Raw genomic sequence first — 19672 nt, forward strand, 5'->3', positions numbered from 1 at the left:
CACCCCTTTTCCCGGGGTGCGGCCCTCCGCTGTTCCGGCCTCTTCCGTGAGTGACCGCACTGCCGCCGTTACTTCCCCTCCAACTGCCTCCCGGAAGCCATTCCGCTTCCTATTGTTCTTTCCATGCGACGACGGAGTCTCGATATCCTGCTGGCGGGCACCGCCTCGGATTCCCACACCTGGAACCTGGTCTACCTCCAGCTGTTCCTGGAGGAGCGGGGCCACCGGGTCGGCAACCTCGGCCCCTGCGTCCCCGACGAGCTGCTCGCCCGTGAGTGCGCCGCACGCCGGCCCCAGCTGCTGGTCCTGGCCAGCGTCAACGGCCATGGTTACCGGGACGGCCTCGGCGCCGTACGGGCCCTGCGCCGCGCCGGACACACCCTGCCGGTCGTCATCGGCGGCAAGCTCGGCACCGCCGGCGAGGCCGACCCCGCCCAGCGGGCCCTGCTGCTGGAGGCCGGCTGCGACCGGGTCTTCGACGACGGCGACACGCACGCCCTGGGTGACTATCTGGACACCCTCGTGCCCGGCGCGGTCCGAGCCGCGGCATGACCGCCGCCGCCACCCCCGCGCACCCGGGCTCCTTCGGGGCGTTCGTGGCCCGCTGCGCCGCCGCCGGGCAGCTGGTCGTCCAGCCCCGGATGGGCTTCGCCGACCCGGAGCGGATGCGGGACGGACTGCGGCGCACCAAGGCGGCGGCGGCCACCACCGCGGGCACCCTCACCATCGACAGCTACACCCGGGTCGGCGACCAGGCCGCCGCCCGTGCCGCGCTCGCCGAGGGTGCGCCGCTCAACGGCTACCCCATCGCCGCCCACCCGGCCGCCCGCACCCGGGCGCTGCTCGCGGGCGTCGCCGACACCGGCTTCCCGGTCCAGGTGCGGCACGGCTCGGCCCGCCCCGAGGCGATCATCCGGGCGCTGGGCGCCGCCGGGCTGGACGCCACCGAGGGCGGCCCGGTCTCCTACTGCCTGCCCTACGGCCGTACCCCGCTCGCCGAGTCCGTCGCCCAGTGGGCCCGCGGCTGCGAACTGCTGGCCGCCCTGGTCCCCGCACCGAGGACCGCCCATCTGGAGAGCTTCGGCGGCTGTATGCTCGGCCAACTCGCCCCGCCCGGGCTGCTGGTGGCGCTCAGCCTGCTGGAGGGGCTGTTCTTCGTCCGGCACGGCATCCGCAGCGTCTCGCTCAGCTACGCCCAGCAGACCCACCCCGGGCAGGACGCCGAGGCGTTGCGGGCGCTGCGCCGGCTGGCCGAGGAGTTCCTGCCCCCCGAGGTGGACCGCCACCTCGTCCTCTACACCTATATGGGCGTCTATCCGCGCACCGCCCACGGTGCCACCCGGCTGCTGGAGGACTCCGCCCGCCTGGCGGTACGCGCCGGGGCCGAGCGGCTGATCGTCAAGACGGCCGCCGAGGCCCACCGCATCCCCACCGTCCAGGAGAACGTCCGCGCCCTGGAGACCGCCGCCGCTGCCGCCGCCCGTACCGCACCGGAGCAGGCAGGTGACGGCGACAGCGAGGTCTACCAGGAGGCCCGCCGCTTCGTGGAGGCCGTGCTCGACCTCGGCGACGACCTCGGCCGCGCCCTGCGCACCGCGTTCGCCCGGGGCCTGCTGGACGTCCCGTACTGCCTGCACCCGGACAACGCAGGGCGCTCCCGCAGCTTCCTCGACCCCGGCGGGCGGCTGCGCTGGTCCGACACCGGCGCCATGCCGGTGGCCCCGCATGCCTCTTCCTCCCGCCGCACCCCGCTGACCGCCGACGGGCTGCTCGGCGCCCTCTTCACCACCTCCTCCCGCTACGACTCCGACCCGCCCGCACCCAAGGGAGCAGACATGGACCAGATCCCCGGCCAGGGGCACACCCCGCCGCCGCTCGGCACCCACCTCGCCTCGCCCACCCTCCGCTCGGCGATGCTGGTGCAGCAGGAAGCCCTGTACGCGGTACGGGAGTTCCTGCGCGGCCAGGGCTTCACCGAGCTGCTGCCGCCGCTGGTCGGCCCGGTCACCGACCCGGGCGGGCGCGGCGCCAAGGCGCTCGACGTGGACTACTACGGACAGCCCTACAAGCTGATGACCAGCGCCATCCTCTACAAGCAGGCCTCCCTGCGCGGCTTCCCGAGGCTGTTCTACATTGCCCCCAACGTCCGGGTGGAGCCGCCGGAGACGGCCGGCACCGGCCGCCATCTGGTGGAGTTCCACCAGATCGACGTGGAGTTGGCCGATGGCACCCGGGAGGACGCCCAGGCGGTCGCCGCCGGACTGCTGACCCATGTGGTGGAGCACGTGTGGCGTGCGGTGCCCGAGGTGCTGCGCGAACTGGGCCGCGAGGAGATGGACTTCGCCGAACTGCGCTCCGGTGGGAAGTTCGACTCCTGCACCCATGCCGAGGCGGTCGCCCGGCTCGCGGGTCACGGCCACATCCAGTCCCCGGACGCCGAGATCGACTGGACCGGGGAGAAGGTGCTCTCGCTCGCCGCCGACCGCCCCTTCTTCATCGACGACTACCCCAAGGGCTCCCGGGGCTTCTACGACCGCGAGGACCCCGAACGGCCCGGTGTGCTGCGGAACTTCGACCTGATCGCGCACGGCGGCTACGGGGAGCTGGCCAGCGGCAGCGAACGCGAGGCCGACTACGCCACCCTGGTCACCCGGATGCGGGAGAGCGGCGAGAACCCGGCCAAGTACGCCTGGTACCTGGAGCTGGCCCGCGAGGGCATCGCCCCCAGCGCCGGTTTCGGCATGGGCCTTCAGCGCCTGGTCCGCTTCCTCACCGGTCTGGACGCGCTCTGGCAGGTCAGCGCCTACCCCAAGCTGCCCGGGGTGATCGCGCCATGAGCACCGAGCGCGCACGGACGGCGGCCCGACTGTCCGCGGCCGGTTTCCCTGAGCAGGCGGTACGGGCCAGGGCCCGGCGCGGCGCCGCCGAGGCCTTCCCGCCGGTGGGGGAGTACGGCAGCCGGCTGTACGGGTCCGGGGCCGGGGCGGCGGCGGGATACGGGGCCGGGGCCCCGCCCGGGTCCGCCGCGCCTCCCACCGGCGTACCGGACGGGCCGGACGAGCTGGACCGCATCCGTCTCGTCCCACCGGTGTTCATGCCCCGCCGGCTGGGGAAGCTGATCGATCTCGGCCGCGAACCCGCCCACCGGGACGTGGAGTTGACCACCGCCGTCGGCGGCTTCACCTCCCCGCTGCCGCTGTACCTCTCGGCCGTCGGCTCCACCCGGGCCGGCGGCGGCGACCTCGGGCCCGCCCTGACCCGGCAGGCGGCCCGGCTCGGCATCCCCCTGGTCATCGGCGAGAACATGGTCCCGGTGCACGGCTACCGCACCGCCCTGCTGGCCCGGGTCGCCGCGTACGCCGAGACGGTCCCGGACGGCCTCGGCGGGGTCGTCGTCCAGCAGTCCACCGAGGACGCCGACTGCGAGGTGTGGAACCTCCTCTACAGCGACCCGGCCACCCGGGCGCTGCGCGACTCCGGACGCCTGGGCTTCGAGCTGAAGGCCGGACAGGGCGCCAAGCCGGGCCTCGGCGGAATGACCGTGGTCGACGCGGCCGAGGCCGAAGCCCTGCGCGGCCGCTTCACCCTCGGCGAGCCGCTGGAAGAGGGTCCGGACGGACGGCGGCTGCGCTGCGCAACGCCGGGCACCTTCACCCGGGAGATCATCCGCCAGCAGCTCCGCTTCATGCGGAACAACTTCCCGAAGGCCCGCACCTGGGTGAAGTTCCACCCCGGCCGGGACATCGCGGAGGCCGCCGCCACCGCCTGGGCGGCCGGCGCGGACGCGGTCACCGTGGACGGCGCCGAGGGCGGCACCGGCTGGGCGCCCCGCGCCTTCCTGGACCAGGTCGGGCTGCCGCTCGCCGAGTGCCTGCGCCGGATCGGCCCGGTCCGGCCCGACGGCGGCTGCCTGCTCGCCTCCGGCCGGATGTGGGAGGGCGCCCGCGCGGTCCGCGCCCTGGCCCTCGGCGCCCGCGCGGTGGGCCTCGGCCGGGCCGCCCTGCTCGCGGTGGACGAGGACCCGGAGGCGGGCCTGGTCCGGCTGGTGGAGGCGCTCGCCCTGGAGGCCCGGCTGCTCACCAGCGCGCTCGGCAAGTACCGCACCGCCGATCTGGCCCCCGAGGACCTCTGGCCCCACCCCGCCGACGCCTCTTCGGTTCAGGACCCGGCCCCGCCCGTTGGTATCGGCGGCCCGCGGTGACCGCCGCCCGGCCGCCGAGGCCGCGCCCGGCGTACCGAGGGTCCGCCGCCGCCGGTGGGGCGATTCGTGGCCGGTTCACCCTCACCGAACTGCCGGGGGTCACCGTGGCGGGCGGTCCCGGGCGCGGCGCGCGCCGCCGGAACCGTACCGCCGCCGCGGCCGCCGCCCGCACCCTGGCCCGGGCCGGCCGGGGCCAGTACGGCGGCCGGCTGGAGCTGCGGGTGACCGGGCCGCCGCCCCGCCCCGCCGCGGTGGTACGGGCCGCCCGGCGCGCGGTCACCGCCGCACTGCGCCACCCGCCCGCCCCCTGAACTCACCATCCCCCGTCCCCCGACCTCCCCGAGAAGGTGCACTGTGAACAGCTCCCCGCCACCCGGCGCCGAAGACTCCCCGCCGCCCGTCCAGTGGGGCCGGGTCGGCTCACTGGTCGGCGGCCAGGCCGCCGTGCAGCTCGGCAGCTTCGCCCTGCTGATCGCCATGAACTGGACCGCCGTCCAGCTCGGCGGCACCGCCGCCGTCACCGTGCTGATGCTCGCCGCCACCGTGCCCCGCGCCCTGATGCTGGTCTTCGGCGGTGCGGTCGCCGACACCCTGGGACCGCGCTTCGTGCTGCTGCGCACCACCACCGCCCGGGTGCTGCTGCTGGCCGGCGGCGCGCTGGTCACCGCCACCACCCACCAGCTGTGGCCGCTGGTCGCCATCGCGCTGGTCGAGGGGGTGCTGCTGGGCCTGGCCGGACCGGCCTCCGGAGTGCTGCTGCCGATGTTCGCCCGCGGCGACGACCTGGCCCGCGCCAACTCGCTGTACGCCATGGTGCTGCGGGTCGCCCCGATCCTCGGCGCCCCGGCCGGGGCCTGGCTGATCACCGTCGGGGACCTGTGGCTGGCGATGGCCGTCGGCGCGGTGACGGGCGCGGTCTGGCTGGGCTGCCTGCTGCACCTCACCCATGGCTTCACCCGCCCCAAGGCCGAACCGGGCAGCTCCCTGGTCCGGCGGTCCGGCGACGGCTTCCGGCTGCTGGCCCGCCACCCGCGGCTGCGCTGGATGTTCGTCGCCTCGCTCTGCCTGGACATGGCGTTCAGCTGGCCCGCCGAGGTGGCGCTGCCGCTGCTGGTCTCCGAACGCGGCTGGGGCGTGGGCGCGGTGGGGCTGGTGCTGGCCGCGTTCAGCGCCGGGGCGCTCGGCTCCAGCGCGCTGGGCGCCGTACTGGCGCACCGCATACCGGTGTTCGTCCGGCTGGTGGTCACCGGGGCCGGGCTGGCCGCTGGGATCCTCATCATGGCGCTGATGCCGTCCACGGCCTCGCTCACCGCCGTCGCCGCCGCCGTGGGACTGCTCTCCGGGCTCAATGGGCCCGCCATCGTGACCCTCTACCAGCAGGCCGCGCCGGAGAACCGGATGGGCGCGGCGATGTCCACGCTGGCCCTGGCCGGTATCGGCACCGCCCCGATCTCCATCGCCGTCTTCAGTTCCCTCTCCCTCCTCCTCGGTGTGCAGACCACCTGGCTGGTGTGCGGGGCGATCGCCTTCGTCTCGCCGGTCGCCGCCGTGCTCGCCCTGCGCCACCCGGCCCGGGCCACCGAGGAGCCCGCCCCCGCGGCCGAGACCCCCGTCCCGGCCGCCGTCTGAGGAGGACGCCCATGACGCTCGCCACCGGCCGCCTCCGCGTACCGGAGCGGCTGTCCGACCCCGGGCCGCCCCGGGCGACCGTGACGGCGGCCGCCCCCGGGCTCTGGCTGGTCGACACCACCGCGTACCGGGCGCACGCCCATCGGCACGCCCCCGGCACCCTGGACGCCCAGGAGCTGGCCCGGGCCGCCGAGTTCGTCCGGGCCGCGGACCGGGACAGCTATGTGTGCGCCCATGTGGCGCTCCGCCGGCTGCTCGGCGCGTACCTCGGGATGCCCCCGCGCCGGGTGACCGTGGAGCGGGCTCCGTGCGCGCACTGCCGGGAGCCGCACGGACGCCCCGTACTGCCGGGCGGCGCCCTGCACTTCTCGCTCTCGCACTGCACCGGGATCAGTCTGCTGGCCTTCGCCACCGCCCCGGTCGGGGTGGACGTGGAGGAGGTGGTGGCCCCCGCCGCCATCGCCGAGACCGCCGAGGTGCTCCACCCCACCGAGGCCGCCGAGTTGGCCCTCCTCCCCGCCGCCGAACGCCCGCTCGCCTTCACCCGGGTGTGGACCCGCAAGGAGGCCTACCTCAAGGGCCTCGGCGTGGGGCTCTCCGACGACCCCTCCACCGACTACGTGGGTGCCGGCCCCGAACCGGCCCAGCCGCCCGGCTGGTTCCTGAGCGACGTCCTGGTCCCCGAGGGCCACTGGGCAGCCCTCGCCATCCGCGGCGCCCCGCCCACCTGACGGGCCCGCCGGTAGAAGCCCGCGGCCGGGTGACAGGCAAGGCACCTCACCGAGCAAGGCCCCGGCCGGGCGGCCGGGAATGGGCCCGGCACGGGGCCCGATCCCCCGGCCGGGCGGCGGGCCCCCGTACCTGGGCAAGGTCCCGGTTGCGGAGCGGGCGCCGTACCTGGGCAAGGCCCCGGCCAGGCGCCCCGACCGGGCCCGTCACGGGGCCGATGCCACGGCCAGACGGCCAGACGGCCAGACGGCCAAACGGCCAGACGGCCCTGCGGCCGGGAACGGGCCCGGATCAGGGCCGCGGCCGAGGGGGGCGGCCCGACCTGACGGGCCCGCCGGAGCACTTCCCCGGCCGGGCGGCGGGCGCGGATCCTGGGCAACTCCCCGGCCGGGGGCGGGACGGAACCTGGGCAAAGCCCCGGTTGCGGAGGGGGCGCCGTACTTGGGCAAGGCCCGGGCCAGGCGCCCCGACCGGGCCCGGACCACGGTAGGGGTCGCGGGTTCCGGCTGCGGGCGGAGGCGTCCTCCGCTGCCCCGGTGTCCGGCTCGGCCGGCAGTGGGGCGGAGTCGGCGGCCCGTCGGGCCGCCTGGTCCAGCCCCTACCGCCCGTGGTCGGCTCTCCGCCGCCTCACATCCGGAGCGCCGCCGAAGGCCCCGCTCAGTTCCTGCCGCTCACAGCTGGAACTCCGCCGGGGACAGGCCCAGTTCCGCGCAGACCTCGCGCAGGACCTGCTCCTCGGCGGGCGCCACATAGCCGTCGGCTCCGGCGATCACGATGCCGATCTGGACCACCGCCCGGGCCTCGGCGGGCTTCTTGGCGGCCTTGGCCACCTCCCGCAGCACCTCCGCCCGGCCACGGGCGAAGTCGGCGGTGAGCAGGTCGACGTTCCGGCCGAAGCGCTCGCGCAGCTGCTCGGGCGGGAAGTTGCGCAGCACCTCGTCGGAGAGAACGAGCGACTCGACATGCTGCCGCTCGGCCGGGTCGACATGCCCGTCCGCCGCCGCGACCAGCGCGCACACCGCCATGCTGGCGTCCCGGAACGCGCCGCTCTTCAGCTCCGCCTTGAGCGAGCCGAGCTGCGACTTGAGCAGCCCGACGAGCTGGGCCTTGGAGCCCGAACCGGAGCCCGAACCGGAGCCCGAGCCAGTGCCAGTGCCGTGGCCGGAGGGGCCGGCCCCGGGGCGCCCGTACGCGCCCTGGCCGCCGGTCCCTCTGCCCTGCTGCTGCTGAAGGTTCTTGGCCTGGTCCTTGATGCGGTCCCACATCGCCACTACTGCCACCTCGGCTTCTCGTCCCGGTGTCGGTTCCGTCGCCACCCGGGCATGTGCGGGTGGTCGTCGTCCTGGCAACGAGCCCGCCCCACTCCGGGTTCCCGCGGACCCGGCCGCCGGGGAGGAGCGCTCACCGCGATACGCACCGTTTGACGCGATGTCATGCCCATGGACAGACTCGGCCGCGCACATGGGAGCGCTCCCCCCGGTGGCCAACGGTGCCCTGCATCTGCTCCATCCATGGGCCCAGTCTGACGGTGTTCGCGTGGACGATGCCGGTGACCGTCCCCGGATCTCCCGTCGCCGCGGCGGCGGCCGGCACCCCGGCGGCCACTCCACCGGATCGTGATGCCCGGCAGTCATGACGCCGGAACCGCCGGCATCAGCCCGAGCAGCGGGAGGGGCCGGACCGCCGGCCCCTGACCCGCTCACTCCCGTGCCCGCTCCTGCGCGCGTTCCCGCTGCACCAGGTCCCGCAGCCGGCGCCGCCCCTCGATGCCCAGCCGGGCGTAGACATTGCCCAGGTGGTACTCCACCGTCTTGGCGCTCAGATACAGCTCGTGGGCGATCTCCCGGTTGGTCCAGCCCCGGGCGACGAGCTCCGCGATGTCCCGTTCCCGCTCCGACAGGCTCCGCCACACCTCCGCCACCGGCCCGGCGGAGCCCGCGGCAGGCGCCGGCCCGTCGCCCAGCCGCGCCCGGCACCGGGCGGCGAACGGTGCGGCGCCCATCGCCGTGAACGCCGCCTCCGCCTCGCCGAGCACCGCCCGGCCCGCCCCGGTCTCGCCCCGCTCCAGCAGCAGGGTGCCGAGATCGAGGCGGACCAGGGAGCGGATCGGCAGCGGGTCGCCCCCGTCCCGGGGCGCCGACAGGGCCGTACGGTAGGCGCGCGCCGCCGACTCGCCGTCACCCCGGGCGGCCGCCACCGCCCCCCGGACCCAGCCCAGCGAGAGCGCGGCCAGCGTCCCGTACCCCTCCGCGCCCTCCAGCAGCCGCAGTACCTCCTCGGCCCGCTCCACCTCCCCGGTACGGGCGTACGCCACGCCCAGCAGCGGCAGATGGCGCGGCCCGTACACCCGGGCCCGCCCCTGGTGGGCCGCCTCCCGGTAGGCCCCGCCCAGCAGGGCCGCCACCCGCTCGTCGTCCCCGGCGCAGAACTCCCGCACCGCCCGGGACACCGCCAGATGGAAGGAGGGCCCCGCCATGTCCGCCGACAGCGCCAGCTCCGCCGCCTCGTGCAGATCGGCCGCCGCCTCCTCCGCCCGCCCGGAGAAGGAGTGCAGCATGGCGCCCAGGCAGTGCAGGGCGAAGAAGTCCACCGAGCGGCCCGCGGTCCGCGCCACATCGAAGGCCACCGACACGGTACGGGCCGCCTCACGCCACTCGCCCAGCAGGAAGTGGCACCACACCGCGTACAGCAGAGGCGCCGTCACACTGATCCGGGACATGCCCAGATGGCGTCTGCGGGCGGCCGCCGACAGATCGCCCAGCGCCCCCGTGAGGTCGCCGGCGAGCATCCGCAGCGTCCCCCGGTGGGTCAGCGCGTCGGTCTCCGTGTCCGGTACCGCCTCGGTGTCCGCCGGCAGATACCCCAGCCGCCGCAGCCCGGCGGCCGGGCCGCCGCGAAGCGCCTCGGCGTACGCCGCGTTGGCGTGCGCCATCCCGCGCACCACCTCCGAGCGGGTGTGCCGCAGCGCGAAGGCGGCGGACTCCAGCGCCTCGTCCGCCAGCCCCAGCGAGCAGGCGGCCACCCCGAACTCCGCCGCCGCACCCGCCCCCTCCGCGAGCGCGCCCCGCTCCGCATGGCCGTCCCACGCCTCCCGCAGCCGCAGCCGCGCGGCCGTGTCCCGGCCGTCCGCGAACTCCAGCAGCCCCAGCACCTCGGCCCGCGGCGGCCCGGCCGCCGTGCGCGCCACCGCCTCCCGGTGCTCCAGCGCCGCCCCGTACCGCCCGGTGACCACCAGCAGCCGCACCGCCCGCAGCAGCGCCTCCCGCCGGCCCCGGTCGTCCGGGTCGATCTGCGCGGCCGCCAGCCCGTACTCCGCGGCCAGCGCCGACTGGCCCGCCGCCTCCTCCTGCCGGGCCGCCGCCCGCAACCCGGCGGCCAGATCGCCGTCGTAGACCTCCGCGCCCGCCACCCGGTGGCGCCAGCTCGCCGGCGGCTGGAGCACCTCGGCGATCCGGCGGTGCGCCCCGGCCCGCTCCGCCTGCGGGATCGCCGCGTACAGCGCCTGCCGCTGGGCGGCGTGCAGCAGCCGCAGCGCCGGAAGGCCGCCCTCCCGCACCCACACCGCCGCGCCCCGCTGCACCAGCGGCTCGGCGTCCGCCGCCACCGTCCCCGAGCCCAGCAGCCGGCCGAGCAGCGGCACCGGGGCCGGGGCGTCCAGCACCGCCAGCAGATCCAGCACCGCCCGGCTCGCCGGAGCGAAGGTCCGCGCCCACTCGGCCACCACCTCGCCCAGCGTCGCCGGCACCCGCAGCGCCCGCGGATCGTCCGGCAGCCCACCGGGCAGCGCGCCCAGCGCCGCCTCCAGATAGAGCGGGTTGCCCTGGCTCCACTCCACCAGGGTCCGCACCCGCGACTCCGAGGGCGCCCGGCCCAGCCGCAGTCGGACATAGGCCCGCGCCTCGGAGACGCTCAGCCCGCCCAGCGGCAGCTGCTCCACCCTCGCGCCGCGCCCGCCCAGTCCCATCTCCGCGAGGGTCCGGGCCGGCCGGTCGGTGGTGACGACGGTGAGCACCCGGTCCCCGCGCATCCGCAGCAGCGCGAAACCGCAGGCCTGGAGCGACCCGGCGTCGATCCGCGGGGCGTCCTCCAGCCGCAGCAGCACCGGGGCGGCCGCCTGCGCCCGGTCCAGCGCCTCGATCAGCCGCCCGCCCACCTCCAGCACCGAGCCGCCGCCCACCTCCAGCGTGGAAGGACCGCCGCGGCCCAGCAGCCGCCCGGCGGCCGCGAACGGCAGCTCCGCCTCCCGGGGGCTGCCCTCCGTACAGAGCACCCCGAAGGTGCCGCCCACCTCGTCGGCGAACCGCTCGACCAGCGCCGTCTTGCCGACCCCCGACGGGCCGGAGACCACCACCACGACCGGGCGGCCCGCCGCCGCGTCCCGGGCCGCGCGCCGAAGCCGGTCCAGTTCCGCGGCCCGGCCGACGAACGGGCGCGACTCGCCTGTGCCCATGCCACCACCTCGCCGCACTCACGTCCACCGGCCCGCGTTCCGCGCCCGCGATCCCTCCATTCTCCCGCGCGCGGCCTCCGCAGGAGGCGCCGGGATCCGTCGTGACCCGGCCGGCCCGCGCCTCGCCCCCGCAGGACGCGCCCGGCCCGCATCCGCCGGCCACCGGTGCCGCGGCCGACTAGGGAGACTCCCTGATCCCCGGAGACCCGAAACCGGTCAGGCTGGAGGCGTCGACCCGGTGGCGGGTCCCAGCGGATTCCCCGGCATCGCGCGGCGGAACGCGGCGAATGCTCAGCCGCCATGACCACTTCACGGAAAGGCTACGGCCGTGTGAGAGGACCGACCTACAGTGACTCCGGCGATCGCCCACTTCCGCACGGTGCTGTTTCCGACGTGCGGGAATCCCGGCGGTCGGCGTCGGCGCAACGCGCGTAGCGCGGGCGCCCGGCAGACGGGAAACCGCCTCCCGTGCATTCCACCGCGTTTTCCCGGTGGACCGCACAGGAATTATCCGGCGCACAGGAATGATCCATGCTCCGGATCACCGCTCTGACCGCACGGCCTTTTCTGATTTCACGGCGGAGTAATCCGCCGGTACAGCCACACGGAAATTCCATGACCTCGGGTAACGAAATGGGACGGCCGGTCCGTCCGGGCACCTCGGGCCGCGCGGCAGCCCCCCGCCGCCTCACCGGCGGCGCCCCCGCGAGGGCGGGCGCGTGCCCGTCCACCTCCCTGCGGCGGCGGGGCGGCCGGTGAGCGACCGCAAGCGCGACGAGCGGGTGTCGGTCATCCTCAACCTGCTGGCCCAGCACCGCGAGATCAAGGTCCGCACCCTGCCCGAGCTGCTCCGGGTGTCCGGTGCCACGGTCCGGCGCGACCTCGCGGCGATGGAGGCCGAGGGCCTGGTGCACCGCTCCTACGGCAAGATCACCGCCGCCCGGCGGGGGAGCGAGCTGCCGGTCAGCCTGCGCCACTCGCAGAACGCCGAGGCCAAGCGGAGGATCGGCGCCCTCGCCTCCTCGCTGATACCGGGCCGCCCGCTGACCGTGGCGCTGGGCGGCGGCAGCACCGTGGGCTGTGTGGCGCGCAGCCTCTCCGGCCGCTCGGGGCTGACCGTGGTCACCAACGGCCTGGACACCGCCACCTCCCTGATGACCCGGCAGCAGGTGCATGTGGTCGTCACCGGCGGCAGCGTGCGGTCCCTCTCCAACGACCTGGTCGGGAAGGCCGCGGAGAAGGCGCTGCGCTCCTACCGCTTCGACTTCGCCGTGGTCGGGGTGGACGGCCTCAGCCTGGACGGCGGGCTGACCCGCCACAGCGTCAAGGGCGCGGAGATCGACCGGATCATGCTGGAGCAGGCGGAGCACCGGATCGTGGTCGCCGACAGCTCGAAGATGGGCCGCTCGCACCGGGCGAAGATCGCCGACCTCTCCTCGGTGCACACCGTGGTGACCGACTCCCATGCCAACGCGGCCATGGTCGCCCTGCTGCGCCGGATGGGTGTGCGCACCACCCTGGTCCTGATGCCCCCGCAGACCGCCGCTAGCCGCTCGGGCGCGACCCGCTGACCCGTATCCCCGCCGCTACGGGAGCGGTGCGGAGTGCAGGGCGATCAGCAGCCGCCAGGAGGCGTGCGCCATCGACTCGGCGGTGCCGTCGATCCGCCCGTGCAGCCAGTCCGCCAGCAGCGCCGCGAAGGTGGCGGCCACCGCCGAGGCGACCAGATCGGGCGCCGGGGCGCCGGCCAGTTTGCGCTCCCGGCGGCTGCGGGCCCGCAACTCCCGGTGCAGCCGGTCGCCGAGGGGGCCGCCGCCGCCCTCGCGCAGCAGCCCGCGATGGAGCTCGGCGTGTGCGCCGAGCCGCTGGAAGAACGCCGTCAGCGGCTCGGGCGGACGCGCCGGATCCGGTACGCCCCGCCAGGCGTGCAGCGCCTCCACGGCCTCGCTCACCACCTCCGCGCAGGCGTCCACGGCCAGCGCCTCCAGGTCCGGGTAGTGCAGATAGAAGGTGGCCCGTCCCACCTCGGCGCGGCGCACCACCGCCGCCACGCTGGTCTCCGCCGGCGACCGCCCCGCGCACTCCGCCAGCAGCGCCGCACGCAGCCGCGCCCGGGTGCGCTCCGCCCTCGGGTCGCTCATCCCGCCACCACCACGGCGGCCAGCGCCAGCGCGCCCGGCAGCGCCTGGGCGGCCAGGATGCGCCGGTTGGCGGTGAGTCCGCCGTAGACGCCCGCCACCACCACGCAGACCAGGAAGAACACCCGTATCGGGAAGCGCAGCGGATCGTCCGCGAGAAGCCCCCAGACCAGCCCGGCCGCCAGGAAGCCGTTGTACAGGCCCTGGTTGGCGGCGAGCGGCGCCGTCACCCTGGCCGTCTCCGCGTCGAACCCGGAGAGGGAGCGCCCGGGCCCGCGCTGCCACAGGAACATCTCCAGCACCAGCACATAGACATGCAGCGCGGCGACCAGGCCGACGAGCACCGAGGCGATGACATCCACCAGAGAACCCCCACTTCTTGAACAGCTGTCCAAGAAGTATAGACACTCATCCATGATCGCCGCTTCCGTGTTTCGGTCGACAGCCTGTCGCGCCCGGGCGGCAGCGCTCGACGCAACGCCGATTGCCGGTGCGCCGCGGGCGGCGCCATCCTGCGGACGTGACGGCGACCAGCGACCCCACCCCCTCCCGCCGGTCCCTGCTGCGCGCCCTCGGCGCGGGCGGGGCCGGGCTCGCACTGGCCGGCTGCGGTGTGCCGCCGGCCCGGGTGGCCCCGGAGGACCGGGCCCGCCCGGACCTCTCCCGGGGCGAGCGGCGGGTGGACTTCGCCAACTGGCCGCTCTACGTCGACACCGACGAGGACACCTCCCGCCGCCCCACCCTCGACGCCTTCACCCGGCGCACCGGGATCTCGGTGCGCTACCGGGAGGAGATCAACGACAACGACGAGTTCTTCGGCAAGATCAGCCCCTCGCTGATCAACCACCAGGAGACCGGCCGGGACCTGATCGTGGTCAGCGACTGGATGGCCGCCCGCTTCGTCCGGCTCGGCTGGGTCCAGGAGATGGACCGCGACCGCCAGCCGCAGGTGGAACGCCAGCTGGACCCGCTGCTGCGCAGCCCCGCGTTCGACGAGGGTCGCCGGTTCACCGTGCCGTGGCAGAGCGGCATCACCGGGATCGCCTACGACCGCCGGCGGCTGGGCCGGGAGATCCGCTCCACCAGCGACCTCTGGGCCGACGACCTGCGCGGCAAGGTGACCCTGCTGTCCGGACTGGACGAGGCCTTCGCGCTGCTCATGCAGGGCGACGGGGTCGATGTCACCCGCTGGCGGGCGGACGACTTCCATCGGATGTGCGACCGGGTGGAGCGGCTGGTGCGCGACCGGCACATCCGCCGCTTCACCGGCAACGACTACATCAAGGACCTCTCCACGGGCGATGTGCTGGCCTGCCAGGCGTACTCCGGCGATGTCATCCAGCTCCAGGCCGACAACCCGCACATCGCGTTCGTGGTGCCCGAGGAGGGCGGCGAGCTGTGGGCGGAGAGCCTGATGATCCCCAACCGGGCCCGGCACAAGGCCAACGCCGAGGCCCTGATCGACCACTACTACCGGCCCGAGGTCGCCGCCGAACTGGCCGCCTGGGTCAACTACGTCTGCCCGGTGCCCGCCGCCCGGGACATCCTCGCCTCCTCCGGCGACGAGGAGACCGCCGCCCTCGCCGAGGACCCGCTGATCTTCCCGGACGACGCCATGCGCTCGCGCCTGGCCATCGCCCGGGACATCACCGGCGACGAGCGCACCGAGTTCGCCCGCCGCTGGAACGCCCTCGCGGGACTGTGAGCACCGGGCCGTACGGGCTCACGCCCTCCCGGCCTCCTTCCGCTCCGGGATGGCGTCGCCCGCCGGGGCCTCGCCGCGGCCGTAGTGGTGGGTGGTGACCATATAGAGCACCCCGGTACCCACCACGACCGCGCCGCACAGCAGCACGATCCAGTTCTCGTACCAGGGCACGTCCGGGGTGCGGGGCCAGCAGATGTTGACGATGGCGAAGATCCCGTACGCCAGGGCCGCGGCGTTGACCCACAGGCCCCAGCGGCCCAGGGTGTACTCGCCGCTGGGGCGCCAGCCCTTGAGGCGGGCGCGCAGCGCGGCGAGCACCACCATCTGGAACGCCCCGTAGATCCCGAGGATCGCGAAGGACACGATCTTGGTGAGGGCGTCCTCGGAGATGAGGGAGCCGAAGGCGATCAGTCCGGGGACGACGGCCGACACCAGCAGCGCGTAGCCGGGCACCGCCCGGGCGTGCGAGAAGCGGCGCAGCAACTGGTGGCCGGCGATCATCTCGTCCCGGGCGTAGGAGTAGATCAGCCGCCCGGCCGCCGCTTGGAGGCTGATGGTGCAGGACAGGAACGAGATCAGCACCACCGCCATCACCAGCCGGGCCCCCACCTCGCCCATCGCGTCGAAGAGCAGGTTGACCACCGGGTCGGGGTCGCGGCCGTCGATGATCGCCTGGTAGTCGGCCACCGACAGCAGCAGCGACAGGCAGGTGAAGGTGGCCGCCGCCCCGCCGACGTAGATGGTGCGCCGCATCGCCTTGGGGATGACCTGGCCGGGGTGCTCCACCTCCTCCGCGGTGTCCCCGCACGCCTCGAAGCCGTAGTACTGGTAGAAGCCGATGATCGCGGCCGCCAGGAACACCGGCGCGTAACTGCCGCTGCCCTGGGTGCCGTAGGTGTCCACGATCACCCCGATCCCGTGGAAGCGGTGGGTGACCAGCAGATAGACGCCCACCACCAGCGCGCCGACCAGCTCCGCCGCGAAGCCGATCACCGCCGCCCAGGACAGCACCTTGGTGCCGCAGTAGTTGATCAGCACCGCGACGATGATCAGGATGACGGTGCAGATCACCGTGGTGTGCACGGAGGGGCTGAAGCCGAACAGGATGGCCACGAAGGGCCCCGCCCCGTACGCCACCGAGGTGATCGTCACCAGCAGCGCCCACATATAGACCCAGCCGGTCAGCCAGGCCCACCGCTTGCCCCACAGCCGCCGCGCCCAGGGGTAGACCCCGCCCGCGATCGGGTACTGCGCCACCACCTCGCCGAAGACCAGCGCCACCAGGAACTGCCCCAGCCCGGCCAGCAGGAACGCCCAGATCATCGGCGGGCCGCCGGTCGCCAGCGCCGTGCCGAAGAGGGTGTACGTGGAGACCACCGGCGAGAGGTAGGTGAAGCCGAGCGCGAAGTTGGCCCAGGGGCCCATCTCCTTGCGGAACTCCGACCCGGGCGCGCCCGCCCCGCCGCCGTCCCCGCCGCTGCCCGCCGCCGAGGGGGCCGCCGGGGCGCTCACCGCTCCACCCGCGCGTCCCGGCCGCGCACCAGGTCGGCCGCGCGCTCCGCCACCAGCAGCACCGTCACCATCGGGTTGATGGTCGGCATGGTCGGGAAGACCGAGGCGTCCACGATCCGCAGCCCGTCCGCGCCGCGCAGCCTCAGCTCCGGGTCGACCACCGCCGCCGGATCGTCCGCCGCGCCCATCCGGCAGGTGCCCGCCGGGTGGTAGACGGTGTGCGCGGCCCTGCGCCCGTACTCCGAGAGGTCCGCGTCGGAGACCACCGACGGGCCCGGCGCCACCTCACGGCGCAGCCAGCCCCGCAGCGGATCGGTCGCCGCCACCTCACGGGCGATCTTCAGCCCCTCCACGATGGTCCGCTCGTCATGGCCCTCCGGGTCGGTGAAGTATCGGAAGTCCAGGGCGGGATGAGCGGTGGGGTCGGCGCTGGTCAGCCACATCCGGCCGACCGAGCGGGCCCGCGGCACGTTCGGGGTCATACACACCCCGTGCTCCACCGGCGGATAGCCCAGCCGCTCGGTGTTGACGGTGAACGGCACCTGGTAGAAGTGGAACATGAGGTCCGGGCGGGGCGCCGAGGCGTCCCGGCGCAGGAACAGCCCCGCGTCCGAGTCCATCGCCGACTCCGGCGGCAGCGGCCCGCCGGTCTCCCACACGATCACCGACTCCGGGTGGTCCAGCAGGTTCCCGCCCACCCCGGGCAGGTCCAGCACCGGTTCGATGCCCAGCGAGCGCAGCTGGTCGGCCGGCCCGATCCCGGAGAGCATCAGCAGCCTCGGGGTGTCGATCGCCCCGGCGCAGAGCAGCAGTTCGCGCTCCGCCCGCAGCACCGCCTCGGTGCCGTCCGCGCCCCGCACCCGCACCCGGGTCAGCGCCCCGGCCTCGTCGGCCTCCACCCGGTGCGCCCAGGTCTCCAGCCGCAGGGTCAGATTGGGGCGGTGCAGCACCGGGTGGAGGTAGGCCACCGACGCCGAGGAGCGCAGATTGCCCTCCGGGTGGTAGGCCAGCGAGAAGAAGCCGACACCCTCCGGGAACGGCTGGGCGTTGAAGTCCTCCACCACCGGCACCCCCAGCGCCCGCCGGGCCGCCGTCACGAAGTCCCGGGCGATCGGGTTGCGGTCCTGCTCGGCCACCGGCACGATCTCGTTCTTCAGCCGCGCCCGGTACGGCAGCACCGTCTGCGGGCCCCAGCCGGCGCAGCCCGCCGCCACCCACTCGTCCAGGTCCTCGGGCAGCGGCAGGAAGCTGATCAGGGTGTTGTGCGAGGAGCAGCCGCCCAGCACCCGGGCCCGCGAGTGCAGGATGTGGGAGTTGCCGCGGGGCTGCTCGGTGGTGGTGTAGCCGTAGTCCAGCTCGGAACCGAGCAGGTTGATCCAGTTGCGGAGCTTCAGCACCCGCTCGTCGCCCACATCGCTGGGCCCGCCCTCGACCACGCAGACCCGCACCTCCGGGTCCTCGGTCAGCCGGTCGGCCAGTACGCAGCCGGCCGTCCCCCCGCCGACGATCACATAGTCGTACACCTCGTCGGCCCGGTCACCGGAACCGCTCACCTGTGTCATCTGCGCCCTCCTCGTCCGTTCCGCCCGCTCAGCCCTTGAACCAGCCGGAGACCGCCGGCCGCAGGTTCTGGTAGACGTGCTTGGCCTCCTGGTACTCCCGCAGCCCGGTCGGCCCCAGCTCCCGGCCGACCCCGGAGAGCCCGAAGCCGCCCCACTCGGCCTGCGGCACATAGGGGTGGAAGTCGTTGATCCACACCGTGCCGTGCCGCAGCCGGTTCGCCACCCGCTGGGCGCGGCTGGCGTCGGAGGTCCACACCGCGCCCGCCAGCCCGTAGCGGGTGTCGTTGGCCAGCCGGACGGCCTCCTCCTCGTCCCGGAACCGCTCCACCGTCACCACCGGCCCGAACACCTCCTCCTGGACGATCCGCATCGAGCGGTCGCAGTCGGCGAAGATGGTGGGCTCCAGGAAGAAGCCCCGGGCCAGCGCCGGATCGTCCGGCCGCTTCCCGCCGCACACCACCCGCGCCCCCTCCGCGCGGCCGATCTCCAGATACCGCTCGACCTTCTCCCGGTGCTCCGCGGAGCTCAACGGCCCGCTCTCGGTCCGCTCGTCGGTGCCGTCGCCCAGCCGGATCCGCGCCGCCCGCTCGGCCAGCCGCGCCACGAACCGGTCGTGCAGCGCGTCCTCGACCAGCAGCCGCGAACCGGCCGAGCAGACCTGCCCCGAGTGCAGGAAGGAGGCGTTCAGCGCGTTGTCCACGGCCGCCTCGAAGTCGCAGTCCGCGAAGACCACGTTCGGGTTCTTGCCGCCCAGCTCCAGGGCGATGTTCTTCGGCCCTTCGGCGGCCGCCGCCATGATCCGCCGCCCGGTGGACAGCCCCCCGGTGAACGACACCAGGTCCACCTCCGGGTGCTCCGTCATCGCCGCGCCCACCGCGGCGCCCGAGCCGAGCACCAGATTGGCCACCCCGGGCGGGGCGCCCGCCTCCTCGATCAGCCGGATCATATGGATGGTGCTCAGCGGGGTGGTCTCGCTCGGCTTCAGCACGAAGGTGTTGCCGGCCGCCAGCGCCGGCGCCACCTTCCACGAGGCCTGGAGCAGCGGATAGTTCCACGGCGCGATCAGCGCGCACACCCCGATCGGCGCGTACACCACCCGGCTCAGCACATCCGGGCCGACGTCCACCACCCGGCCGCCGTCCTTGCCGGCGATCTCCGCGAAGTAGCGGAAGGCGTTGGAGACGTCCTCCACGTCGATCCGCGCCTCGGTGAGCGTCTTGCCGGTGTCGGCGGTCTCGATCCGGGCGATCTCCTCCTGGTCCCGCAGCAGCAGCCGGCTCACCTCCAGCAGCAGATCGGAGCGGCGGCGCACCGGCGCCGAGGCCCACTCCTCCTCCTCGAACGCCCGCCGGGCCGCCCGTACCGCCCGGTCCACGTCCTCCGCCCCCGCCTCGTCGACCGTGGTCACCACCGAGGCGTCGAACGGGTTGACCACCTCCCGCCGCTCCCCGCCGGCCGCGCCCACCCAGGTCCCGTCGATATACAGGTCGCCCATCCCGCTCCTCCATCCTCCCGTCGGCGCCACCGGCGCGCCGGACCGCTCCACATGGTTCAGCGCCGGCCGGCCCGAGGGCCCGGGCGCACCGCCGGGGCGCCGGACCCGGGGGGAGAATTGACCTGGGTGGGTCAATCGGCGGGGCCCCGCGACCGGGCCGCGCGGTACGGCGTACGGGGGAGGGCCCGGCGGGGCGGGTTTGCTCCCGACCGGGCTGAGCACACGATGACGGTCGCTGCATCCGGTACGAG

At 74.9% G+C, this 19672-nt stretch carries 15 protein-coding genes; 8 read left to right on the top strand and 7 right to left on the bottom strand.

The window, feature by feature from the left end; genetic code table 11:
• The first annotated feature begins 123 nt into the window (after positions 1 to 123).
• Genes ABZ945_RS22800 through ABZ945_RS22825 form a run of 6 tightly spaced genes read left to right on the top strand, consistent with a single transcriptional unit; the run spans position 124 to position 6561 of the window.
• Complete coding sequence (locus ABZ945_RS22800; RefSeq protein WP_361272459.1) at positions 124 to 552, top strand: cobalamin-dependent protein; 429 nt, start codon at positions 124 to 126, stop codon at positions 550 to 552.
• Complete coding sequence (locus tag ABZ945_RS22805) at positions 549 to 2837, top strand: amino acid--tRNA ligase-related protein (RefSeq protein ID WP_361272461.1); 2289 nt, start codon at positions 549 to 551, stop codon at positions 2835 to 2837. Before ABZ945_RS22800 ends, ABZ945_RS22805 begins: the two co-directional genes overlap by 4 nt.
• The gene (locus ABZ945_RS22810; RefSeq protein WP_361272464.1) at positions 2834 to 4201 is read left to right on the top strand and encodes a glutamate synthase-related protein; all 1368 of its coding nucleotides are present in this window, start codon (positions 2834 to 2836) and stop codon (positions 4199 to 4201) included. The genes ABZ945_RS22805 and ABZ945_RS22810 overlap by 4 nt, the downstream gene beginning before the upstream one ends.
• Complete coding sequence (locus ABZ945_RS22815) at positions 4198 to 4512, top strand: hypothetical protein (RefSeq protein WP_361272466.1); 315 nt, start codon at positions 4198 to 4200, stop codon at positions 4510 to 4512. The genes ABZ945_RS22810 and ABZ945_RS22815 overlap by 4 nt, the downstream gene beginning before the upstream one ends.
• Positions 4513 to 4555: 43 nt before the next feature.
• Positions 4556 to 5830, top strand: a complete 1275-nt coding sequence (locus ABZ945_RS22820) for an MFS transporter (RefSeq protein ID WP_361272468.1) — start codon at positions 4556 to 4558, stop codon at positions 5828 to 5830.
• 11 nt (positions 5831 to 5841) lie between these two features.
• Positions 5842 to 6561, top strand: coding sequence for a 4'-phosphopantetheinyl transferase superfamily protein (locus ABZ945_RS22825; RefSeq protein WP_361272470.1), 720 nt, complete (start codon positions 5842 to 5844; stop codon positions 6559 to 6561).
• Between the two features lie 669 nt (positions 6562 to 7230).
• Here ABZ945_RS22825 and ABZ945_RS22830 read toward each other — a convergent pair.
• Positions 7231 to 7830, bottom strand: a complete 600-nt coding sequence (locus ABZ945_RS22830) for a TerB family tellurite resistance protein (RefSeq protein ID WP_361272473.1) — start codon at positions 7828 to 7830, stop codon at positions 7231 to 7233.
• Positions 7831 to 8258: 428 nt separating this feature from the next.
• Positions 8259 to 11009: a LuxR C-terminal-related transcriptional regulator gene (locus tag ABZ945_RS22835; RefSeq protein WP_361272475.1), complete on the bottom strand. Its 2751-nt coding sequence runs from the start codon at positions 11007 to 11009 to the stop codon at positions 8259 to 8261.
• 755 nt (positions 11010 to 11764) lie between these two features.
• Here ABZ945_RS22835 and ABZ945_RS22840 point away from each other — a divergent pair.
• On the top strand, positions 11765 to 12580 hold the full coding sequence (locus ABZ945_RS22840) for a DeoR/GlpR family DNA-binding transcription regulator (protein ID WP_361272478.1): 816 nt from the start codon (positions 11765 to 11767) through the stop codon (positions 12578 to 12580).
• A gap of 15 nt (positions 12581 to 12595) precedes the next feature.
• On the opposite strand, the gene ABZ945_RS22845 is transcribed toward ABZ945_RS22840, so the two are convergent.
• Positions 12596 to 13150, bottom strand: coding sequence for a TetR/AcrR family transcriptional regulator (locus ABZ945_RS22845; RefSeq protein ID WP_361272481.1), 555 nt, complete (start codon positions 13148 to 13150; stop codon positions 12596 to 12598).
• Positions 13147 to 13509, bottom strand: a complete 363-nt coding sequence (locus tag ABZ945_RS22850) for a DUF1304 domain-containing protein (protein ID WP_361272484.1) — start codon at positions 13507 to 13509, stop codon at positions 13147 to 13149. Before ABZ945_RS22850 ends, ABZ945_RS22845 begins: the two co-directional genes overlap by 4 nt.
• A gap of 158 nt (positions 13510 to 13667) precedes the next feature.
• On the opposite strand from ABZ945_RS22850, the gene ABZ945_RS22855 reads away from it, so the two are divergent.
• Positions 13668 to 14852: a spermidine/putrescine ABC transporter substrate-binding protein gene (locus ABZ945_RS22855; RefSeq protein ID WP_361272487.1), complete on the top strand. Its 1185-nt coding sequence runs from the start codon at positions 13668 to 13670 to the stop codon at positions 14850 to 14852.
• An 18-nt stretch (positions 14853 to 14870) separates the two neighbouring features.
• On the opposite strand, the gene ABZ945_RS22860 is transcribed toward ABZ945_RS22855, so the two are convergent.
• Genes ABZ945_RS22860 through ABZ945_RS22870 form a run of 3 tightly spaced genes read right to left on the bottom strand, consistent with a single transcriptional unit; the run spans position 14871 to position 19421 of the window.
• Positions 14871 to 16364, bottom strand: coding sequence for an APC family permease (locus ABZ945_RS22860; protein WP_361272489.1), 1494 nt, complete (start codon positions 16362 to 16364; stop codon positions 14871 to 14873).
• A complete protein-coding gene (locus tag ABZ945_RS22865; RefSeq protein WP_361272492.1) occupies positions 16361 to 17926 on the bottom strand; it encodes a GMC oxidoreductase in 1566 nt (521 codons plus the stop codon). The genes ABZ945_RS22860 and ABZ945_RS22865 overlap by 4 nt, the downstream gene beginning before the upstream one ends.
• A 28-nt stretch (positions 17927 to 17954) precedes the next feature.
• Positions 17955 to 19421 carry an aldehyde dehydrogenase family protein gene (locus ABZ945_RS22870; RefSeq protein ID WP_361272495.1) on the bottom strand — a complete coding sequence of 489 codons (1467 nt, stop codon included), beginning with the start codon at positions 19419 to 19421 and terminating at the stop codon, positions 17955 to 17957.
• Between the last annotated feature and the right edge of the window lie 251 nt (positions 19422 to 19672).

The sequence above is a fragment of the Streptomyces sp. NPDC046887 genome (genome assembly GCF_040644755.1).
Lineage (GTDB): Bacteria > Actinomycetota > Actinomycetes > Streptomycetales > Streptomycetaceae > Streptomyces > Streptomyces lichenis.

Bases quoted from the DNA above. Each gene is read 5' to 3' on its own strand.
- ABZ945_RS22800 (WP_361272459.1), top strand. From the start codon at position 124: ATGCGACGACGGAGTCTCGATATCCTGCTGGCGGGCACCGCCTCGGAT.
- ABZ945_RS22805 (WP_361272461.1), top strand. From the start codon at position 549: ATGACCGCCGCCGCCACCCCCGCGCACCCGGGCTCCTTCGGGGCGTTC.
- ABZ945_RS22810 (WP_361272464.1), top strand. From the start codon at position 2,834: ATGAGCACCGAGCGCGCACGGACGGCGGCCCGACTGTCCGCGGCCGGT.
- ABZ945_RS22825 (WP_361272470.1), top strand. From the start codon at position 5,842: ATGACGCTCGCCACCGGCCGCCTCCGCGTACCGGAGCGGCTGTCCGAC.
- ABZ945_RS22835 (WP_361272475.1), bottom strand. From the start codon at position 11,009: ATGGGCACAGGCGAGTCGCGCCCGTTCGTCGGCCGGGCCGCGGAACTG.
- ABZ945_RS22845 (WP_361272481.1), bottom strand. From the start codon at position 13,150: ATGAGCGACCCGAGGGCGGAGCGCACCCGGGCGCGGCTGCGTGCGGCG.
- ABZ945_RS22865 (WP_361272492.1), bottom strand. From the start codon at position 17,926: ATGACACAGGTGAGCGGTTCCGGTGACCGGGCCGACGAGGTGTACGAC.
- ABZ945_RS22870 (WP_361272495.1), bottom strand. From the start codon at position 19,421: ATGGGCGACCTGTATATCGACGGGACCTGGGTGGGCGCGGCCGGCGGG.